Source organism: Mycoplasmopsis maculosa, assembly GCF_900660665.1.
GTDB lineage: Bacteria > Bacillota_I > Bacilli_A > Mycoplasmatales > Metamycoplasmataceae > Mycoplasmopsis > Mycoplasmopsis maculosa.
Map to the genome: position 1 here is coordinate 127,907 of NZ_LR215037.1, position 19,955 is coordinate 147,861.

Sequence of the window (19,955 nt, forward strand, 5' to 3'; positions counted from 1 at the left end):
ATATCTAATTTTGATAATTAGGTATTTTTATTTTTAATGATAAAATTTTATAAACTAAATAATAATAAATTAATTTTTTTTAAAAAGGAGGTTAGTATTAAAAAAGAAATAGTTTTAGCAGGCGGTTGTTTTTGAGGGATGGAAGCATATTTTAAAAAAATAAATGGTGTTGAAAAAACAATTGTAGCTTACACGAATGGAAAAACACCGAATACGAATTATGAATTTGTTAAATTAACTAATCATACTGAATCTCTTTACATACAATATGAAGATGAAAAAATAAGGTTAGCCGAAATTTTAACAAGATTTATTAATTTAATAGATCCTTATTCATTAAATAAACAAGGGAATGATATAGGGACTCAATATCGTAGTGGTATTTATTTTTTTGATGAAAAATCTAAAAAAATAACAAAAAACGTTATAAAACAATTTGAAAAAACTAATGGAAAAAAAGTTGTTTTAGAATTTGAAAATGTAAATAATTTTGTAATAGCTGAAGAATATCATCAAAATTATTTGGAAAAAAATCCTGGTGGTTATTGCCATATTAATGTTTCTAGTTTATATTTGCCTTTTGACAAGACCAATGATAATTTATTCTTGAAAACTGAAAGTAGCATTGATATAAATAATTCTAAAAAAGGACTTTATCTTGACAAAGTTACAAATCAAGCTTTATTTATGTCAAATGATTTAATTTCAAATACTAATAATTTTATATTTTTTAAAAAGCCAATAACAACTGATGCTGTTTTTATAAGAGATGAGAAAATTTATTCAAATATTTCAAAAAGTGAAATAGGTATCTTAGAAAATAATTTTTATAAGATTAATAAAAATAAATTAACTTTTTTAGATTTTAATAATTTAAATAATACTTTTCACGAACAATATATTCCATTTTTTGAAGAATAATTAATAAAACAAGGAGAAAATAATGAGAAATAGAAAAAATAGAAAGTCTTTATTTATAGGTTTAACAGTATTTTCCTCAGTTGTATCAGCATCTCTTGTTTCGGCTCTTGTTTTTAATGCTTGCAGTAATAGAGGGGATAAAAATAATAATTTCAATAATGAAAATGATTTAAAAATTAGTAAAGAATATAAAGATAAATTAATTGAAATTGCAAAGAATATAGATTATCCAGAAAAACCCAATACTAAAGCAATAGAATTAATTATTAATGATATTAATTTAAAGTATTCAGAATTAAAAATAAGAAATGAAAAAGATTTTAACAACTATAAAAAAAGGTTATCGGAAATTTCTAATTTTGTTTTAGAAATAAATAATGAGTTAAATAGAAATAATAATAAAAATATTTATTTGGAAGAGTTTAAATCATCTGAGACTATATATAAATTAGAAAATCTTTTGAACAAAATAAAAAGAGATAACTTAAATAGTTCAATAATTAACGCTAAAAAACAAATTAATAAGTTGGTTGAAAGTGAAAAGAAAAAACATTTATTAGATGTAGTTAATAATTCATCTTCAATTAATGAAATAGAAAATGCAGAAAATGAAGCAAATAATATTATTGAAAAAGCTAAAAATAAATTATCAATATCTAATGAAAGATTATTAGGATCAACATTATATGCAATAAATAAAAAGTTTATTAATGATGAATTAACATCTGAAGAGGATTTGACAAATCTTTTAAAAGGAATAGAACCAAATATAGAACATATTAAAAATCTTAGTTTAAACAATGCTAATAAAGAATTTATTTTAAACAACTTTGGAGAAGAATTTAAAAATAGCCTTATAAATGAAATTAATAATGCAAAATTTTATTATAATTATGATCTAATTATTAAAAAAATAAGTACAATGGAAAAATTAATAGAAATTATAAATGATCCTAATTTTTATTATGAAATACCTGGAATTATTAATAATATTAGTTCAGAAATTCCAAAAGAATTTAATTATATAGAAGTACCTGGCGATACGCTTAATTTTGTTTTACTAAATTCTGACAATAGCTTTTTAAAATTAGATAGACTAATATTAGTATCTTTATTATCAAAAAAATATAAAAATGATTCAGAAGCAGTTCCTGCTTTTAAAGAAATTTTAAATAAATTTGATGAATTAAATGCTAATATTTCTAATAAAGAAGTTGTAACTTATGAAGATTATTTAAAATATAAAAATAAATATGATGCTATTTTTTCTTTTGCTAATTCAGATTTTGAAAAATATTTAACCGAAATAAATTCATTACCAAACGAAAAACAAAATAGATTATTAGAACTGTACAAAAATACAAATAAAATTGTTCAAGATAATTTTAATTCAAATGAAGAAATAGAAGAACTAGAAAATCAAATAAACTTAGCTAAAAGCTCTATTTAATAAAAAATACGCAAATTAAATTGCGTATTTTTTATTATTTAGTAACACTAATTAATTTAATAAATTTTTCGACATCTAAACTAGAATTTCCAACCAAAAAACCATTTAAATTATCACATTTAGTTAAATTTAAAATATTATTTTCATTTACACTTCCACCATATAAAACAGGTATATTATAATTAACTAATTCTTTAATTAGACCGCAAACTTTACTTATTTGTTCATTTGTTGGAATTCTTCCTGTGCCAATTGCTCAAATTGGTTCATAAGCTATTATTACTTTATCAATATTAACTTCATTAAGTAAAACTTTTAATTGTCTACTTATTGATTCTTTCGTTTTTCCTTCTTCATGATCTTCAGCTGATTCTCCAACACAAATAACAGGTGTTATATTATATTTTATTGCTTGTTGAATTTTTTTATTCATCGAAGAATCACTTTCATGTTGCAAATGATATCTTCTTCTTTCTGAGTGACCAATTATTGAAAAGTTAACATTTAAATCTTGCAACATTTTTGCGCTAATTTCACCAGTGTAAGCACCTTCTTCATGACTAGACATATTTTGGCTTGCTAATTTTAATTCTGGCACTTTGTTAATAAAATAAGAAGATAAATTACAATGTGATGGAGCAATTGCAAAAATATTATTTCTCAAACCAATATTATTTTTTACTTTTAAAGCTTTTTTATAAGCTTTTTTAAAATTTATAATAAATTCCATTGATTCTGTAAATGTTTTATTCATTTTTCAATTTCCGATTATAATTAATTTTTCCATTTTTACTCCATATTAATCATTTTTAAAAATTCTTCTTCTGTAATAATTTTAACATTTAAAGAAAGAGCCTTTTCTTTTTTGCTTCCTGCATCTTCACCTAAAATTAAATAATTTGTTTTTGAACTAATGCTACTTAAATTTTTTCCGCCATTATTTTCTATTAATTCAACATAATAATCTCTTGGATTTTTTAATTTTCCAGTTATAACAAAACTTAATTCGTTTAATAAATTACTTTTATTTATTGCTTTTTTTTCATATTCAAAATTTTGATCTAAAAATAACATTAAATCTAAATTTTTTTGATCATTTTTAAATTCTAAAATAGATTCAATTATTTTTTCACCTATATTTCTTATATTTTTTATTTTAATTAAATCTTTATCATCAATTAAATCTTTAAAACTACTATAATTATTTGCTATTAATTTTGCTGCTCTTTGACCTAAATGTTTTATTCCTAAAGCAAATAGAACTTTATCAAATTTATTTTTTTTAGATTCTTCAATACTTTTTAATAAATTATTAACTTTTGTTTTTCCAAATCTATTTATTTTTTCTAATTCATCTTTATATTCTTTTAATGAATAAATATCTTTTATATTTTTTAAAAAAGTAGGATATAAATCTTTTATAGTGCTTATAGCTAAACCAACTATATTTAAGCATTTTCTGTCAACAAAATGACTAATAATATTAATATTTTTATCTCTACAGTCATTATTAAGACAAAATTGATCAACGATATCACTATATTCTACTAATTCACTTTTGCATGAAGGACAAAATAAAATTTTGTTATAAAAAGTATTACTATTTTTATTTATAACTTTTATAACTTTTGGAATTATTTCCCCCGCTTTAACTATCATTACATCATCATTTATATTTATATTCAATTCCTTAATAAAATTAAAATTATGCAATGTAGCTCTTGAAACTGTTGTTTGATTAAGTTCGACAGGATTTAATTCCGCAACATAAGTTATTTTTCCTGTTCGCCCTACTGTAGCTATTATTGAAGTTATTTTGCTAATAGCTGTTTCAACTTCGTATTTAAAAGCTATAGAATGTTTAGGGAATTTAGCTGTTTTACCTAATTTATCTCAAAGATTCAAATTATTTAACTTAATAACTAAGCCATCAGCATCATAAGGTAATTCATTTTTTATTTCAGCAAAATTTTGTATTTCTTCTTCTAAGTCTTCTAATTCAACTAATTTAGAATTCGGGTTTGTAGGAATATTTAATTTTTTTATAAATTCTAATGCCTTTATTTGGCTATCAATTCTATGTTTTTCAGGATTAACTAATTCATATAAAAATAAGGAAAGATTTCTTTGCTCTACAATAGAACTATCAAGTTGTCTCAATGTTCCACTTGCTGCATTTCTTGCATTAGCAAATGTTTTTGAATTATTATTTGCAAGTTCTTTGTTTAAATTTAAAAAATCTTCTTTTTTAAAAAAAACTTCACCACGTAACTCTAGATCTTCTGAATAGTTTATTAATTTAGGTAACTCTTTTATTGAGTAAATGTTTTCTGTTACATCTTCGCCTTCAATACCATCTCCTCTTGTAACAGCTTTTACTAATTTACCTTTTTTATAATGTAGTGATATGCTTAATCCATCAATTTTAGGTTCAATGCTAAAATTTATTTCTTCAATTGGCAAGGATAAAAGAATATTATCTATGTATTTTTGCACATCTTCGTATTTATAAGCTTTATTTAATGAAAGCATTGGTTTTTCGTGAATAAATTTTGTAAATTTTGAATTAGCTAATGAACCTACTTTTAATGTAGGAGTATCCGGTAAAATAAAATTTGGATATTTAGCTTCCAATTCTTCTAGTTCAAGTAAAAATTTGTCATATTCTAAATCAGAAACTAAAGAATTATTTTTATTGTAATATTCATCATTTAAATAATTAATTTTTTGAGTTAATTCTTTTATTTTGTTCTTAATATCTTTATTATTCATTTTGCCTCATTATGTAAAAACAATATGTATTTTTAGTATGTATAAAATATTATATTTATTATAATATATACTATTAAAATTATTCTTATTTTGTGAGGTATATTATGGAAAATAATTTATTTTTAAGCAAAAACCAATTTAAGGAATTTATTAGTAAAAAAGTAAATTCAAGAGTAGATACTGCTGTTAAAGGTTTATATAGTGATAAAAAATTTTTATCAAAATTTTGACTAGCTACTATAGGATATTGAATTGGATTATCATTATTATTGATAGGAATATTATTTTTTATAATTAATATTTCAACAGGGATATATGCAAATTTTAAACAAAATGATTTTTTTCAAAATAATTCTAAAATTTTCTTTTCAATAATGTATACATTAATGTTAGTATTTAGTATTTCAGGAATTTTAATATTTCTTTTATCACGAAGTGCGAAAAAGAATATTAAAAATTCTGTTATAAATAATTTTGAAGCACAAAGTTTGTATTCAGATATTTTTGAAATATTTAATTTAGAGAGAAGAAAAGATAATGATAATGATGAATTAAATCATCAAAATACAATTAGATTTTTTAAAAATATGAATAATTTCAAGAATATTAGTAATTTTAACTTAGTCGAAAATAAATACCCTATTTATGAATTAAGTAATGGAAAAAATTATTTTAAAATGGGTAATTTAGAATACTTTAATTTAAATTGAGTAAATAAAAATTCCTTAAAAAAATCAAAAATTAGAAAATTAGTAAAAAGTGGAAGTGAAATTTATGGAAATTACATACAAGATCCTAAAAAAATAAAAAGATTTGGTTATGCTTTTAAAAGTGAAAAATTATCAAGCGATATGAATTTAATATTTTTTGATCCATTAAATGTTTATTCTAAAGAAGATCCAAATTATAGCATTTTAGATAAAGAATATACTCACTTATCAGTTAAAGGAATAGCAAATCCTTATGTAAATAAGTGAATTATGGATAAAGAAAATCTTGATTTGATAAACACAATCTATAATGAGTTAAATATTTCATCTGTTAATTCGATAGGTAACAAAATAAAAAATAACCAAATAGAATCTATAGGTATGGTTGTGAAAAATTCAGAAGTTTATATATGATTTGATACACCTTTTGAATTGTTAGATTTAAAATCTCAAGCTGTTAGTCTTAAAAAAGAGGAAAATATAAAATATATTTCTGAAAAAATTATTGATGATTTTTATTTAATCTATTTAATTTTTCAATTATGTTCTCCATTTGGTTTTTCTGTAAAATTAAAAAACACTTTTAATGAAAAAAATATAGAAAAAAATAAAAATGATGAAGAATTTTTATTTAGTGATCAAGAAAATAATGAAAATTAATGTACTTAAAGTACATTTTTTTAATAACTTTTACCATTTTTAATATTTTTTTATAATATATATCTTTTGAAAAAATTAAATATTTTTAAGTAATGTAATTTTTTCTTTAAATTGTTGTATATAGTGCTATAAGTAGGATAAATGAAGGATTAAAAAAGTAGGTATAAATTATTTTAAAGTTTTTTAAAAAAATAAAATAAATAAAATATGAATATTTTATGTTGTATAAAATGCGTAATAATGTTAAATAAAGAAAATTGAGGGATAGAAATTTATGCAGGTAACTACATTTTTTCTCAGAATACACTATATATTTCATTTTTTATTGGTATTTCAATAAAAGATGTTTGTTTGGTGGTGGTTGGATTGGTTGTTTTTTTCTTTTAGTTTGGAGGTCTTCTTAATTAAATAAGTACGTTATTTACATTAGTTGACCTGCTGGTATTAGCGAGCGAAAAGCAATATATTATTCTAATATATTTATCACGTGCACGCATATATAATATGAAAAGTAAAAAATAAAGCTATAAATAAATGTAGTTTTTATGTGCCTCTCAAAGTAAAGGTTCATATAAAACATTTAAATTTAACTCTTTTATTATTGATTTAAAATTTATAAAAATTCATTTTTCAGAAGCTCGAATTCTTATTAAGTTTTGAATTGTTTCAACTGAAAAAGTAGAGTATCTTTTAGAATAAAAGCTTTTGTATAAGCTAACCGCACTTTCTGATTGAGCTGTTATACTGTTAATATAAAATTTATAATTTGAGCAACTATTTTTTATAAAATTAATAAAAGCTTTTATTGTTATTAAAATTGATTTTTTACTGAATTTCAATTTTAATAAATAATTTAATTTTTCTAATAATTCATCTTTATTTGACAAAGATAGTTTTAATCATTTTTGTGCTGATAATCCATTAATTTTCAAAATTTCTTTTTTATATCTGTTGTAAATATATATTCTTTTCATAAAAATATCGTTAAATTTTTTAATAAAATGAAAGTAATCATAAATATGTGTTGCGTTTAATATTTTTGCTAAATTTTGAAAGTATTTTGCGCCATCACTTAAAAGATACAATTTAGTGTTTGAGTCTATAAAATAGTGTTTTTTAATTAATTCTATTATAATTTTTGCTCTTGAAATATTAGCTATTTTTTCATTATCAATAGCAGTATAATTTTCGTATGTGTAAATTACTTTATTATCAATATTTGAATTAATTTTAATTATTTTAGTATTTGATTTAATAACTTTTTTATTTACTCTTGTTTTATCATAACAATCATCAATATGTATGTATATTTCACTTGCATATTGTTTAATATTTGTATGATTTTCTTCATTAAACAGATTTAATTTTTTAGCATAATATTTGCATAAATTTCAACTAATTTTTACAAATTTATTTCTAATAAGTCCACAATATAAATAAAAAGTTTCTAAAATTAATTTTAAATCATATGATTTGTTTATTAAATATTTATATTTTTCTGGATAATAGCTTATATATTTTTTATTTTTGCCTATAAAATAGTAATATTGATAAATTGTAAATTCATATATTTTTAAATTTTGTCCAATAATTTTTCTTTTAATTTTTTTGTTTAAATATCATTTTTGTTATTTTCTTTTATTATAATTTTTGAATTGTTCTGAAAGAAATGTTATTTCTTTAGCATATAATTCATTAATATATTTAATATCATTTGTTTTCATTTATTCTCCTAATTAAATCTTAATTTAATTAGTTTTAATTATTTTTATATAATAAATAATATGAATAAAAATAATGTGAAAAGTTTATTATCATTTGAAGAACAACTAAATTTTCTTCAGTCAAAATATATTAATTGAAATAATCAAGAAAAATTTAGATTCAAAATTTATTTAATAAATTATGGATATAGTCATATGGTGTATAAATGAAAATCTTTTCTAACTCACAAAGATAGAAAAAATGGTTGATACTTTTTAAAAAATGTTAAATCATCAAATTTGATTGATTTATTTAATTGTGATAGAACAATCGGTAACTTAATTTTAAGTAATATACAAAACATTGAAATTAAATTTCAAAATGCAATATTAAGTTCAATACAACTATATATTAATAGTTTAAACATCGATAAAGAATTAAAGATAGAATTAAAAGCAACACAAATTTTTAAATGAAAAATTAATAGTTTATTTTACATATTTAAAAAAATAGAAAGCAATAAAAATAAACAAAAATTTAAAGATTTTATAAATAGTTTAAAAAATAATTTCATTAAGAAAAGTTTTAAAAAAATTAAAGATTTGCATTTTTGGGAAATAATCCGTTCAACAACATTCGGGCAATTAATTGAGTTGTTTAATTATTTAAATAACGATATAAAATCTTTAGTAGCAATTCATTTTGAAAAAATAATTAATAATTTATGTATTAACTATTATGAATTAACTAGCCTAATGAAAATATTTAAAAAAATTAGAAACATTATATGTCATAATGATATTTTATTAAATTATGAATTAAGAACAGCAAATAAAAAGGATTATGATTATAAAAATATTATTACATTTACTAAAACCAATAAAATTAATTTATCTATTTCAAAAAATATTAAATTATCAGATATAGTTAAAATAATTTCTTTTTTTAATGATTATAATAATAAAGAAAATAAAATTGATAAAGAATCACTGAATGATATTTTTTTAAAAAAAGTTAATTTATTTATAAACGAAGATAAATTTGATAGCAATGTATTAGAAAATATAAAAAATAAATTATTTTAATGTTTTTTTGTATATAATTATTATGCATGGGACAGAGCCCTCTTTTAGCAATAGCTTTAAGATGGAGTGTTGCTCTGTTAAATAGAGGGAATTTGTAAATCAAATAAACTTCTAGAGAATAAGACAGCTATGCTGACACTGTTCTCACTTTTTTTATTAACAAATATTATATTATTAAAGAGTTAATTTAACTTAATAAAAAAATTATATAGAACTATTAAAAAGACTTATATGTTTTTTATTAAATCTGTTTCTGTGTTTTCTCTCTTATTAGGATTTAATCAATATTCATTAAATTCAATTTCTGTTATTTTCTTTACTCTAAGCTAATATGCATTAGTTAAATTTTATTTTTTTAATATATAATTTATTATGCATGGAACATAGGCGCTTTTATAAATTAAAAGATGGTTTGTACCTATGTTAAAAGAGATTATTTAATCTCTAAAGACATTGCTATTTAATATAGTTTTGTCTTTTTTATTTTTATATATAATTTATTCGTACACAGATTACTTTTAAGTATATTGTGCTTATCCACAAATGCTAATAGCTGGGCTCTGTGTTATTTGAAAAGTGTAATAGTTATAAGAAAAAAATTAGGATAAGATTAGAAAGCATTTATGCTTTCTTTTTATTTTTTAAAAATATAAAAACCAGCTGAAAACTGCATACTCAGTAGCTGGTTATTAAAATGTGGCCTTTTATTTTATAATGTGCCCGGTTTAGAAGAGAATGTATGCTCTAATTACAACATCATTATAACATTAAAATAAAAAATAAAAATTGGCCTAATGGTTATATTACAACCAGCCAATTTAATTTTGACGTCCCTATATTATTTTATTGTGCCCAGGGTGGGAGAAGGTAATATCTTATTCACAATTCTTTACATTTTTTCTAAAGATTTCATTATTCTTTCTACTTCTTCATAAGTTCCGTGTTTTTTGAAAAAGTCATCCATATTTAATTTCGCAAAATCTTCATCAAGACTTTTTAAAAAACTATCATCAGCATAAATATAATCTTTTTCTGTATTTTTCATATGGCCTCCTTTTTTAAATAATTAATATATTATAAAAAAACAACTGTTAATGCCACATACCTGACCGGTTGTAATGAAGTATGACCAATTATTTTAACGTGCACGACTCAGGAGAGTTGTATGCTCTAATCACAACATCATTATAACATTAAAATAAAAAAATCTACATTAAAATGTAGAAATCCATTCAGGGCCTACGTACTAAAAATACGCTTAAACATTGTTAGGTTATCCATTTGATTTACGCAAACTTAATTGCACCTTTATTATACATTGATTTTTAAAAAGGAAAATAAAATTTTAAAAATTCATCTAGTTTATTTCCTTTTTTAATATTAACATAAATATAATTTGATAGCACGTCAACCATTCTTATTAAAGGTGAATACTTTGAATCTAAATATGAAAGAGTAAGCGATCCTATGTTTTTAAAAAATGGAGGTATTGTAATATCACAATCAGAATTATAAACTTCTCAAAAAAGTTCTCTTATTATTGATTCTTCTAAGGTATATTTTCCACTTGTTTTTGTTGATATATTATCTAAATTTAAAAAAATATTTAAAATATCTTCTTTGGACAAAATATTTTTCTTAATTTCATTTTGAAAATATTTTTTAAGAGAAACAGCTATTACTCAATTTAAAAATCTTCGTCTATTTGCTTTGTTATCAATAATTTCTTCCTTTATTTTGCTTATGTCAATTTTTACAAAAAACTTATCTATAGTATTAAATGATTTAATGATACTTTTTTTAAGGTTTAATGATAGAGTAAAACCTTTTAATTCTTCTTCAGGATTAATATTTTTTATTTTTTTTATTCGGTCTTCCTTACTTTTAAATAATGTTTTTGATTTAGATATTGATTTTTTAGATTTAAAAACTAGAAAAGTTATTATAAAAAAACTGTCATTTTTACTAAAAACACCTGATTCGTCAGAATAAATATAATAATTTTTAGTATTATTCATTTTCGTCCTTATTAGGATTTAATCAATATTCATTAAATTCAATTCCTGTTATATCTTTTGCTTTAAGTTCATATGTATTAATTAAATTTTTATTTTCTGTTAATTGATTATTGTTATCAGGTTTTTTAATAATTGAATTTTCTAAAAAGTTTTTAATCATTATTTTAGCGCTTCTTGTTTTTGCTTCATCAGTAGCTTCTTGCATTTTTTTAATTTCTCCAAAAATAGGTTGATAAAATTCTTTGTAAAATTCTTTTTTGAATTTACGAATATCTTTTGAACTCAAATCACTGTTTGTTGAGTCTGAACTAAATTCTAATAAATCTTCGTCATTATTTATTAAATAATTAAAAGGCATTAAAAGTTTATTATATAAATTTAAAGCAAATATGTAAAATTGTCTTTGATTTGAATCTTGAATATGATTTTTTCTACCTAAAATTAAACTATCTTTTCATTCATCATAAAAGTAATGTTTATTTCCAAATCCATCAATAAAATTAACATAAATAGTTGGGTCTAAAATTTTAGATACTGAATTAATTAATACTTTTAGCAAGCTTGAAAAACCATTTGTATAATTATATTTTTTATAAAATTCTTGTAGTTTTTCATTTTTAGTTTCATCTAATTGTTCTAAAAATGATTTATTAGGGTTATTTGATAGCATAGAAAGCACTAATTTAAAGTGTAAGTAATATTTTAAGACTTTTAGGCTAGTTGCCATTATATTTGAATTTTGAATAGCTTTAAAAGGGGCTAAAACAATTGAATTATTGTAAAAATCATAAGGGTTTCATCTTTTTTCTAAATAAGTTTGAAAACCGTAAGAAAATACACCTATATAGTTTTTGGAAGATTGGTCAACTGGGAAAGGAAATTTAAAGTTATATCAATCATTAAAATAATCAGCAGCTTTTATATCTTTATTTGGAACAGCTTCTAATGATAATGTTTTATTTTTATGATTAATTCTTTCTTGTAAAAAGTGTCTATCTAAACGTTTATAAAATTGTTTTGATATATCATACATTTCTTTGTAGCTGATTTTAGGGTTCATTGTTTCTCTTTCAAGATTTTGACCGTGATTATTTCAATCAGCTTCTTCTTCATTGTGTTTTTCAAGCAATTCTGTTTCTTTTTCACCAAAATCTAAAGGTAAAACACCGTGATACATAGAAGAAAACTCAGAGCTTTTTGTGTAAATATCTTCATATGCATTAATTATTTTATCTAAATTATAAGTTAATGCATCTTTTCAAACTATTCCTAATCTTTTTGTTGAATAGTTTGTATTAATAAATTCTGTACTTCCTTCATTAAAAAGTCTATTTAATCTATTTTGTAGTTGTTGTTTATTATTATAAACATTATCCATTTGTAAAATATAATCATAGTATTTTTTAATACCTGAATAGTATCAAATAGCTGTTGGATGTTTTAAAATTATTGTTAATGGGTCTGGTAGTTTTAATGAATAGGGAAATTTAGGATCAGTTCTTAAGTCATAAGCTAAAAAGTTTCCTGCATCATTGAATGCTTTTGGATTAGCATCTAGCATTGCATTGTTTGAATATACTTCCTTAAAATTATTAATTATTTCAGAATGAGTAATTTTTGGTTTTTCATCTTCTTTTTTAATAGGTTCAGTTGAATCTTTTGGTGGTGTTGATGGATTAGGAGTAGGATTTGTTGATGTTTCAGGGTTTTCTTTATCCTTTTCACCTTCTCTGTTTCCGTTTAATATTAGATTTACTTTTTCTAAACAAGAAGCAGATAAAATTGGTAATGATAAAATTGGAGCAACAGCACCTATTCATTTTAAATTTTTTCTGTTTTTCATAATTTTTCCTTTTATTTGATAATTTAATACTAATTAAATTATAACAAATGATATTTTTTTAAAAAATTGTTTAATTTATTGTATATAAAAAGTTAGTTAATTTTGTTAACTAACTAATTATAAAAGTACTTATTTATAGTATTTTTAGTTTTTTATTCATAAGCGTATATTAATCAAGGTATAAAACTCATTAATGATTTTTTTCTTAAATTTGATATTTTTTGATTAATAATTTTTTCAATTTTATTGCTAATTACTTTTAAAATTATTTCACCATTGATATCATTTTGTTCATAAGCAAATCAACCTAAATATTCTCCAAAATCACCATATTCTGATTGTGGAATAATTATCTTATTATTTTTTAAATAAATTTTATTAATAGAATATTTGAAGTTGTTTTTAATTTTATTAAAAATTATTGTTTTAAATTTATTATTTGTATATGTATATTTATTGATTTTAAAGTAATAATAATATTTCATAGTTTTACAGATAGTTCTATTTTTTAGTTATATTAGTCAATTTGATATATTAATTTCTTTTTTATTTCAGGATTTTTAACAATTATTAAATTTATGTCAAATTTAGGTTTTATATTTGATGATTCTAAAAACCAAATTAAATCCTTTTTTAAAATTTTAATTATTTCTTTTAAAAATTCTTTATTACGGCTTATAAAAAGACCAAGAATTTTATCTTGATAAATACTTTTATCTTTTTCACTTAAATTAAATATTTTTGGCATAACCTCAAATCAAGTGTTTCAAAATGCTTCGAAGTCTATATATCCATTTTCTACATAAATTATAATATTATCATTTGATAAAATTCATTCTATTCTTTCTGATTTAGAAATATTTTGAAAATGATAAACTTTATTAAAATAATCATTTTTTAAAATATTTTCTAATTTTTCAATTTGGTTATCTTTATCATAAGATAGTCAAATTTTTCTTATTTCTTTTTCAAAATTAACTCAATATTTTTTTCTTTTTTCATATACTTTTTCATTATTATTAATTACATTATGTAAAAAACCAAAAACTCCATCAGATCTAACATTTTCACTTTTAATAGATATTTCATAAAAGGGTGATAAAAATAATCCATTTGAATTAAAATTTGTTTGAAAGTCTAACTTTTTCATAATCTACTCCTTAAAATTTGTTATTAAAATTTCATTTGCATTTTTATCTTTTTTAATAGTTGAAATATTAGTATTTGTATGATTTAAATAATAAATATTTCAGTTTTTAAATAAATTTAATATTTTTTCATTGTATTTAAAACTAATGGCTATTTTGCAATTATTTTTTGAATTAAAAAATAGAATAAATTTAAAAAAATCATCTAGATTTATTTTATGTTTATAAGCTTTAAAATTAGAAAAATAAGGTGGATCTAAATAAATTAAATCATTATTATTAAATGAATGAGAATTTAATAATTCTTTATAGTCTAAATGACTAATATTAATATTTTTTAAAACATTATTATAAATTTTTAATTTAGTTCATAATCCGTTTAATACTTTTTTATTATATTGTTGTATAGCCGCTTGTGAATAACCTCCAAATCCATTAAATCTTTTGTTGTTATCTTCTACAAATTTTTTTGTTAATGGAAGTATATTATCATAATCATTAATATAAACCTCAATATTTGGATTTATATTTTTTATATTTATTCCAACTATACCTGTTCCTCCAAAAACATCATAAAATTTAGTTATACTACTTAAATTAAAATGTTTATATAATTGATTAAAAAGTCTGTATTTTGAACCAATTAATCGTATTACAGGCTTTATTTTATTGATTTTATTTATTATTGTCATTTTTAAACCTTGCTATATTTTAAAATATTGTCTTCGCATAATGCGCCCATATCAATTAGGTATTAACTGGTTAATTTCAAAATTTATTTTTATATTATTATCATTTACAAATTTAATAATTTGATTTTTTATAAAATTTAGAATATATTCTAAAAAATCAGAATTTGTATATTTAAAAACATTTGATACTTCTTTAATATATGATTCTTTTTCTATTTGATTTAATTTAAAAAAAGCAATAGGATTTTCAAAAAATACTTCATAAAACTCATTTTTATTTATAACAAAATTGTTTATATAAATTAAAATATCATTTTCATTAAATTTTGAATTTTCATATGAAATATTTACTGTTTGTATTATTTTGCTTAAATACACTGATTTAATAAAATCAATAAATTTATTCAAATCTAAATTTAAACCTTTTTTATTGGCTTCAGATTCTCATTTTTTTCAAATATTTTTTATTTTGTTCCAAATATTTTTTCAATATTTATTTTTATCTATTAAATTATTATTTTCAATTATTGAAAATATAATATTGCTAAAATTTTGCAAAATATTTTTATTTTTTGAAGCATTAAATGAAATTTCATAATAAAAAGTTAAAGAATTTTTAAAATTTATTTTTGTTTCATATTGTTTCAATTTATTCCTTAAAATTATTCTTCATAATTAAATGGTGGTTGATTAAAATCAATATTATAGTTTTTTTGAGCTTCATTTTGAGCTTCGTTTTGGGCTTCATTTAATTCATTATTTTTATTTATGTAATTATCAATAATAAAAATAGCTGTTTTTTCTAAGTTTGTTATAACTTTTAATGCAAGAGAAGTAGGCAATCCTCACAATTTAAATTTTTCTAAATTTTCTTCAACAATAGATTTGCATAAATCAAATGCATTAGTTTGTTTAAGAATATTTATTGCTCTATAATGCTGTAATCCTTTTACATTTAATAAAGATTTAAAAATTAGGTAATTATAATACTTCTTAAAGCCATACATTTCACCAGTCTTTAATTCATAAACATATATTTTTTGTTTTTCTTTATCAATAAAGTTATTTGCATTAATAACATTAAGTAAATAACCTGTTCCATAGACATCTAGTACAATTTTGTCATTTTTACTTTTGTAAACAGTTCCATAATAATAAAATTTCATTTTTATCTCTTTTCTTTTGAATAATATAATTCTTCTAATGCATTGATTTCTAATTCTATTTCTTTTATTTTTGCTTTATTTAAAGACTCATCTTTTTTCAATTTATTTAATGTATTGTTTAAATCTCTTTTCCTTTTTATTATTCTTATTTGCATACTTAAAAATATTATTGATAATATAAAGTAAACTAATATAAATGCACTAAAAGATATAACAATAATAATTTGAGTAATATCTAGTTTATTCCATTTATTTAATAAATCAAATATTGAATATGGAATAAAAATTCCTAGAACAATACCTAAAATCCAGATTCATAAAAATTTCATTTTTAATGGTTTGATTATTTTTTTCATTAGATAATTTTTACCTTTCTTTGTTTTTTATTTAAAACTATAACAGTAGTTATAATTCCGGAAGTTAAAATTAAAGCTAATACTAATGTACTTATTCATATTATTTTTGTTTTTTCTTTTAATTTTTCTTCATAATCTAAATCAAAATCTTTATTTAAATAAATATTTAGATTGAAATTATTTTCACCTATAAATTTTTTTGAATTTAAATTAGCTTTAAAACTAATGTTTTTAGAATTTTTATAATATTCTTTTCCTTCTAAAATAGCTAAATTATTACTTTTTACTAAAATATCTTTAAAAAAGGCATCATTAAAAGTAGGAAGGTTTATATAAAAGACTTCGCAAATACTACTAAAATTTTTTCAGAAGTAATAAAACAAAATAATAAGGTTTTAAGAGAATTTCATAAAATAGTTAAAAATTTAAGACGAGAATATATAAACTGATATGTAGCAGAAATTAACAAGGCAGCTAAAATGGAAGAAAAAACAGATATCATATTAAGAGAAGTCTTTTAACAAGGAAATACAACTGCTAATTAACTAAATAAACTATTTTAGAAAGTTTAAAAATGATAAACTTTTAGAAAACGTAGTTTTTTATAAGAGTTTTATAATTTTACAGATCAAACAAAATCATTTAATTATGGTTATTTCAGTATAGTTAATTACTATTTGAAAGCAAAAGGTAATGAGCTTAATGAATCAGAATTACCAATTTATAAAAACCAGAAACAATAATTAATATTAATGATTATCCAAAAATTAATGAAAAAGATATAGAAAATAATAAAAGCAATAAACTTGCAATAAACAAAACTGATGGAGAAAAAGAGCAAAACAAACAAAAAGAATAGTAGGATATAGCTTTTTATGTTTAGGAATTGTAGCATTCTTAATTTCCTTAATTTTTGTAGCTAAAAAATGAGGTTGAAAATTAGGTGTATAACTTCCTAAATTTATGAATAAACAAAGGGTAAAAAACAAAAAACACAACATTATTGTTGTGTTTTTCATGCAATTTTTTAGTAGTGAGCGACAGTTGCAACGCTAAAAGTTTTTCTTATCTTAATTTCTTTCTTTAATTAGAAAGGAGATAGCCCGAGTGATAAGCTTACCCGCACTACTATTTGGTATCTCTTCATATATATTATACTATTTTTTGTCCAAGTAAAAATTTTTGATTTCATTATTATAATTAAATCAAGCACCAACTACATTTAATAATTTGAGTGAACTTTGTTGCGATAAAAAGGAACTTTTTTCATATAACAAAGTACTTTTAATTTTTTCCATAAATATGTTTATATAATCTAAACCAACTATCAAACACAATTAAACCTAATACATATACTTTATTATTGTCAATTCAAATATAACTATATTTAAAAATATGTTTTAATCACGAATTATTACCTACTGAAACATAATCTGGGATATCATTTTTGTTAATTAGCATATTAAAATATTTTTCAAAAACAGGAATTTTTTGTTCAATTGTTGCATAATCTTCTATTTTCTTTATATGAAATTTTGTCTTATCTAATTCTTTTAAAATTATCTTGTTAACCGCTGAACTATTTTTTATATTTCTATATTTTCTGCTCTTTTGTAATCGCAATGAATGTATGAAGACATCTTTCAAAGTTAATACACAAATACCTTTATTATCGCCTTCTTTAATTACATTAACATTTTTTATAAACTCAGTAGAGTTAAAATAATTTTTTCACTTATCATACAGTACATAAACTCTATTTTCTAAATCTTCTAACATCTTACTATCTATTGTTTTATACGCTTTCACATAAATATTCCCTCTATTATCTTAATTATTTTATCATAACGTTGATTCCGATTTATAAATTCATTTTATTGTAATTAATCTCTTTTTAAAACATTTTGTAATAATTTTATATATAAAAATGTAATAAATTTATGAAAATAATTAAAAAAATAAAAATAGTCAATATAACTATTTTATAGGTATTTTTGGTAATTTATAAAGAATTATTATTAGGATCCGTAGAAAATTTTGTGTAAAAATCTCCAAATAGCAAATATTTAGAATTAAAATATTTATATAGGAGATTTTTTTAATATTCCAAAAAGAGATATTAAAATGTTAAGTGCAAGAGAGTTGTATGAAAAATATAAACCAACGACTCAAGAAGAAGTTTATGAAATAATTAAATAAAATACAAAAGATTTAATACAAATAATGTTAGAAGAAGAGATGAAAAATTATCTTGGTTATAATAGATATGAACATGAAAAATCTATAAAAGATAATTATAGAAACGGTAGTTATTCTAAAAATGTAAGATCAAATTTCGGCGAAATTGAGTTAGAAATCCCAAGAGATAGAAAATTTGAATTTGAACCAAAAATAGTTAAAAATATAATTATGATATATCTAAAATTGAGGGGCAAATTATTAATCTTTATTCAAAAGGTGTTTCAACAAGAGATATATCTGAAAGTTTAAAAGAGATGTATGGTGTTGATGTTGATGCAAGTTTTGTAAGCAGAGTGACTGATAAAATAATGCTACAAATTGTAGAATGACAAAACAGGCCATTAGATAAAACTTATGCAATGGTTTTCATTGATGGAATTAGATTTAAAGTTAAACAAGAAAACAAACTTGTAGAAAAATCTGTTTATATAGTAATGGGTTATTCTCTTGACGGTTATAAGGATGTTTTAGGATTTTGAATCGGTGAGTCTGAAAGTGCAAAATATTGAATTCAAGTACTAAATGACCTTAAATTAAAGGGAATTCAAAAAATATACCTTATGGCTAGCGATAATTTAATAGGGATTAGCAAAGCTATAAAAGCAGTTTTTCCTAAAACACAAATTCAAAAATGTATAGTACATCAAATTAGAATTTCTACTAAACAAGTAAACTATAAAGATTTGAAAGAATTTACTCAAGATATGAAAATATTTATAAATCTAATAACATAGAAGAAGTTTCTAGATTTTTGAAATATTTTGAAGAAAAATGAGATTCAAAATATTACTATGCCGTTAAAAGTTGAAGAAATAATTTTGATGAATTAGTTACTTTTTTCAACTTTCCTGCAGAAATTAGAAAATTAATTTATACAACAAATGTCATTGAAAATTTAAATAGAAATATAAGAAAAATTTTCAAAAATAAAACTTCATTTCCGACTGATGAATCCTTGATTAAAATTGTTTATTTTGCAATCCAAAATCAGTTAAACAAATGAGATAAAGTTGTTCTAAATTGAGGAGGTTTATAATCAATTACAAATAATTTTTGAAGAAGATCAAGAATAAACAAAATAAGCAAACAACAAATAGGAGAAAACTTTCTCCGATTTTGTTATGCTGTTTGGTTATTTTGTATAATAAATTTAGATTTGTGTATTTGCTATTCTAAAATCTCTAATAAC

18 protein-coding genes and 1 pseudogene are annotated in these 19,955 nt (G+C 20.6%); 5 read left to right on the forward strand and 14 right to left on the reverse strand.

Annotated elements, in window-relative coordinates; genetic code table 4:
* Positions 1-36 precede the first annotated feature (36 nt).
* Positions 37-921 (forward strand): peptide-methionine (S)-S-oxide reductase MsrA, encoded by an 885-nt coding sequence (gene msrA / locus EXC47_RS00610; protein ID WP_129646119.1) that lies wholly within the window; start codon positions 37-39, stop codon positions 919-921.
* Between the two features lie 22 nt (positions 922-943).
* Entirely contained in the window at positions 944-2,371 is a 1,428-nt protein-coding gene (locus EXC47_RS00615) for a hypothetical protein (protein WP_129646121.1), read from the forward strand.
* A 34-nt stretch (positions 2,372-2,405) separates the two neighbouring features.
* Here EXC47_RS00615 and tpiA read toward each other — a convergent pair whose 3' ends face one another.
* Complete coding sequence (tpiA, locus tag EXC47_RS00620; RefSeq protein WP_129646123.1) at positions 2,406-3,158, reverse strand: triose-phosphate isomerase; 753 nt, start codon at positions 3,156-3,158, stop codon at positions 2,406-2,408.
* A gap of 2 nt (positions 3,159-3,160) precedes the next feature.
* Entirely contained in the window at positions 3,161-5,143 is a 1,983-nt protein-coding gene (gene ligA / locus EXC47_RS00625) for an NAD-dependent DNA ligase LigA (RefSeq protein ID WP_129646125.1), read from the reverse strand.
* Positions 5,144-5,247: 104 nt separating this feature from the next.
* On the opposite strand from ligA, the gene EXC47_RS00630 reads away from it, so the two are divergent.
* Complete coding sequence (locus EXC47_RS00630) at positions 5,248-6,513, forward strand: MAG2810 family protein (RefSeq protein ID WP_129646127.1); 1,266 nt, start codon at positions 5,248-5,250, stop codon at positions 6,511-6,513.
* A gap of 524 nt (positions 6,514-7,037) precedes the next feature.
* Here EXC47_RS00630 and EXC47_RS00635 read toward each other — a convergent pair.
* The gene (locus EXC47_RS00635) at positions 7,038-7,487 is read right to left on the reverse strand and encodes a hypothetical protein (protein WP_129646129.1); all 450 of its coding nucleotides are present in this window, start codon (positions 7,485-7,487) and stop codon (positions 7,038-7,040) included.
* A gap of 810 nt (positions 7,488-8,297) precedes the next feature.
* Here EXC47_RS00635 and EXC47_RS00640 point away from each other — a divergent pair.
* Entirely contained in the window at positions 8,298-9,302 is a 1,005-nt protein-coding gene (locus tag EXC47_RS00640; protein ID WP_129646131.1) for an Abi family protein, read from the forward strand.
* Positions 9,303-10,191: 889 nt separating this feature from the next.
* On the opposite strand, the gene EXC47_RS03860 is transcribed toward EXC47_RS00640, so the two are convergent.
* From EXC47_RS03860 to EXC47_RS00690, 11 genes are all read right to left on the reverse strand, one after another.
* Positions 10,192-10,347, reverse strand: coding sequence for a hypothetical protein (locus EXC47_RS03860; RefSeq protein ID WP_165255915.1), 156 nt, complete (start codon positions 10,345-10,347; stop codon positions 10,192-10,194).
* A 280-nt stretch (positions 10,348-10,627) separates the two neighbouring features.
* Entirely contained in the window at positions 10,628-11,320 is a 693-nt protein-coding gene (locus tag EXC47_RS00645; RefSeq protein WP_129646133.1) for a DUF3800 domain-containing protein, read from the reverse strand.
* Complete coding sequence (locus EXC47_RS00650; protein WP_129646135.1) at positions 11,313-13,163, reverse strand: hypothetical protein; 1,851 nt, start codon at positions 13,161-13,163, stop codon at positions 11,313-11,315. Before EXC47_RS00650 ends, EXC47_RS00645 begins: the two co-directional genes overlap by 8 nt.
* A 152-nt stretch (positions 13,164-13,315) precedes the next feature.
* A complete protein-coding gene (locus EXC47_RS00655; protein ID WP_129646137.1) occupies positions 13,316-13,648 on the reverse strand; it encodes a hypothetical protein in 333 nt (110 codons plus the stop codon).
* A 32-nt stretch (positions 13,649-13,680) separates the two neighbouring features.
* Positions 13,681-14,313, reverse strand: a complete 633-nt coding sequence (locus EXC47_RS00660) for a hypothetical protein (RefSeq protein WP_129646139.1) — start codon at positions 14,311-14,313, stop codon at positions 13,681-13,683.
* Between the two features lie 3 nt (positions 14,314-14,316).
* Positions 14,317-15,003: a DNA adenine methylase gene (locus tag EXC47_RS00665; protein ID WP_129646141.1), complete on the reverse strand. Its 687-nt coding sequence runs from the start codon at positions 15,001-15,003 to the stop codon at positions 14,317-14,319.
* 12 nt (positions 15,004-15,015) lie between these two features.
* Positions 15,016-15,651: a hypothetical protein gene (locus EXC47_RS00670; protein WP_129646143.1), complete on the reverse strand. Its 636-nt coding sequence runs from the start codon at positions 15,649-15,651 to the stop codon at positions 15,016-15,018.
* Between the two features lie 14 nt (positions 15,652-15,665).
* The gene (locus tag EXC47_RS00675; protein ID WP_129646145.1) at positions 15,666-16,169 is read right to left on the reverse strand and encodes a hypothetical protein; all 504 of its coding nucleotides are present in this window, start codon (positions 16,167-16,169) and stop codon (positions 15,666-15,668) included.
* Between the two features lie 2 nt (positions 16,170-16,171).
* Positions 16,172-16,525, reverse strand: a complete 354-nt coding sequence (locus EXC47_RS00680; RefSeq protein ID WP_129646147.1) for a hypothetical protein — start codon at positions 16,523-16,525, stop codon at positions 16,172-16,174.
* Positions 16,525-16,908 carry a hypothetical protein gene (locus tag EXC47_RS00685; RefSeq protein ID WP_129646149.1) on the reverse strand — a complete coding sequence of 128 codons (384 nt, stop codon included), beginning with the start codon at positions 16,906-16,908 and terminating at the stop codon, positions 16,525-16,527. Before EXC47_RS00685 ends, EXC47_RS00680 begins: the two co-directional genes overlap by 1 nt.
* A 901-nt stretch (positions 16,909-17,809) precedes the next feature.
* Positions 17,810-18,334, reverse strand: coding sequence for a hypothetical protein (locus EXC47_RS00690; RefSeq protein WP_129646151.1), 525 nt, complete (start codon positions 18,332-18,334; stop codon positions 17,810-17,812).
* A gap of 315 nt (positions 18,335-18,649) precedes the next feature.
* On the opposite strand from EXC47_RS00690, the pseudogene EXC47_RS03960 reads away from it, so the two are divergent.
* A pseudogene (locus tag EXC47_RS03960) lies at positions 18,650-19,839 on the forward strand (IS256 family transposase).
* Positions 19,840-19,955: the final 116 nt, after the last annotated feature.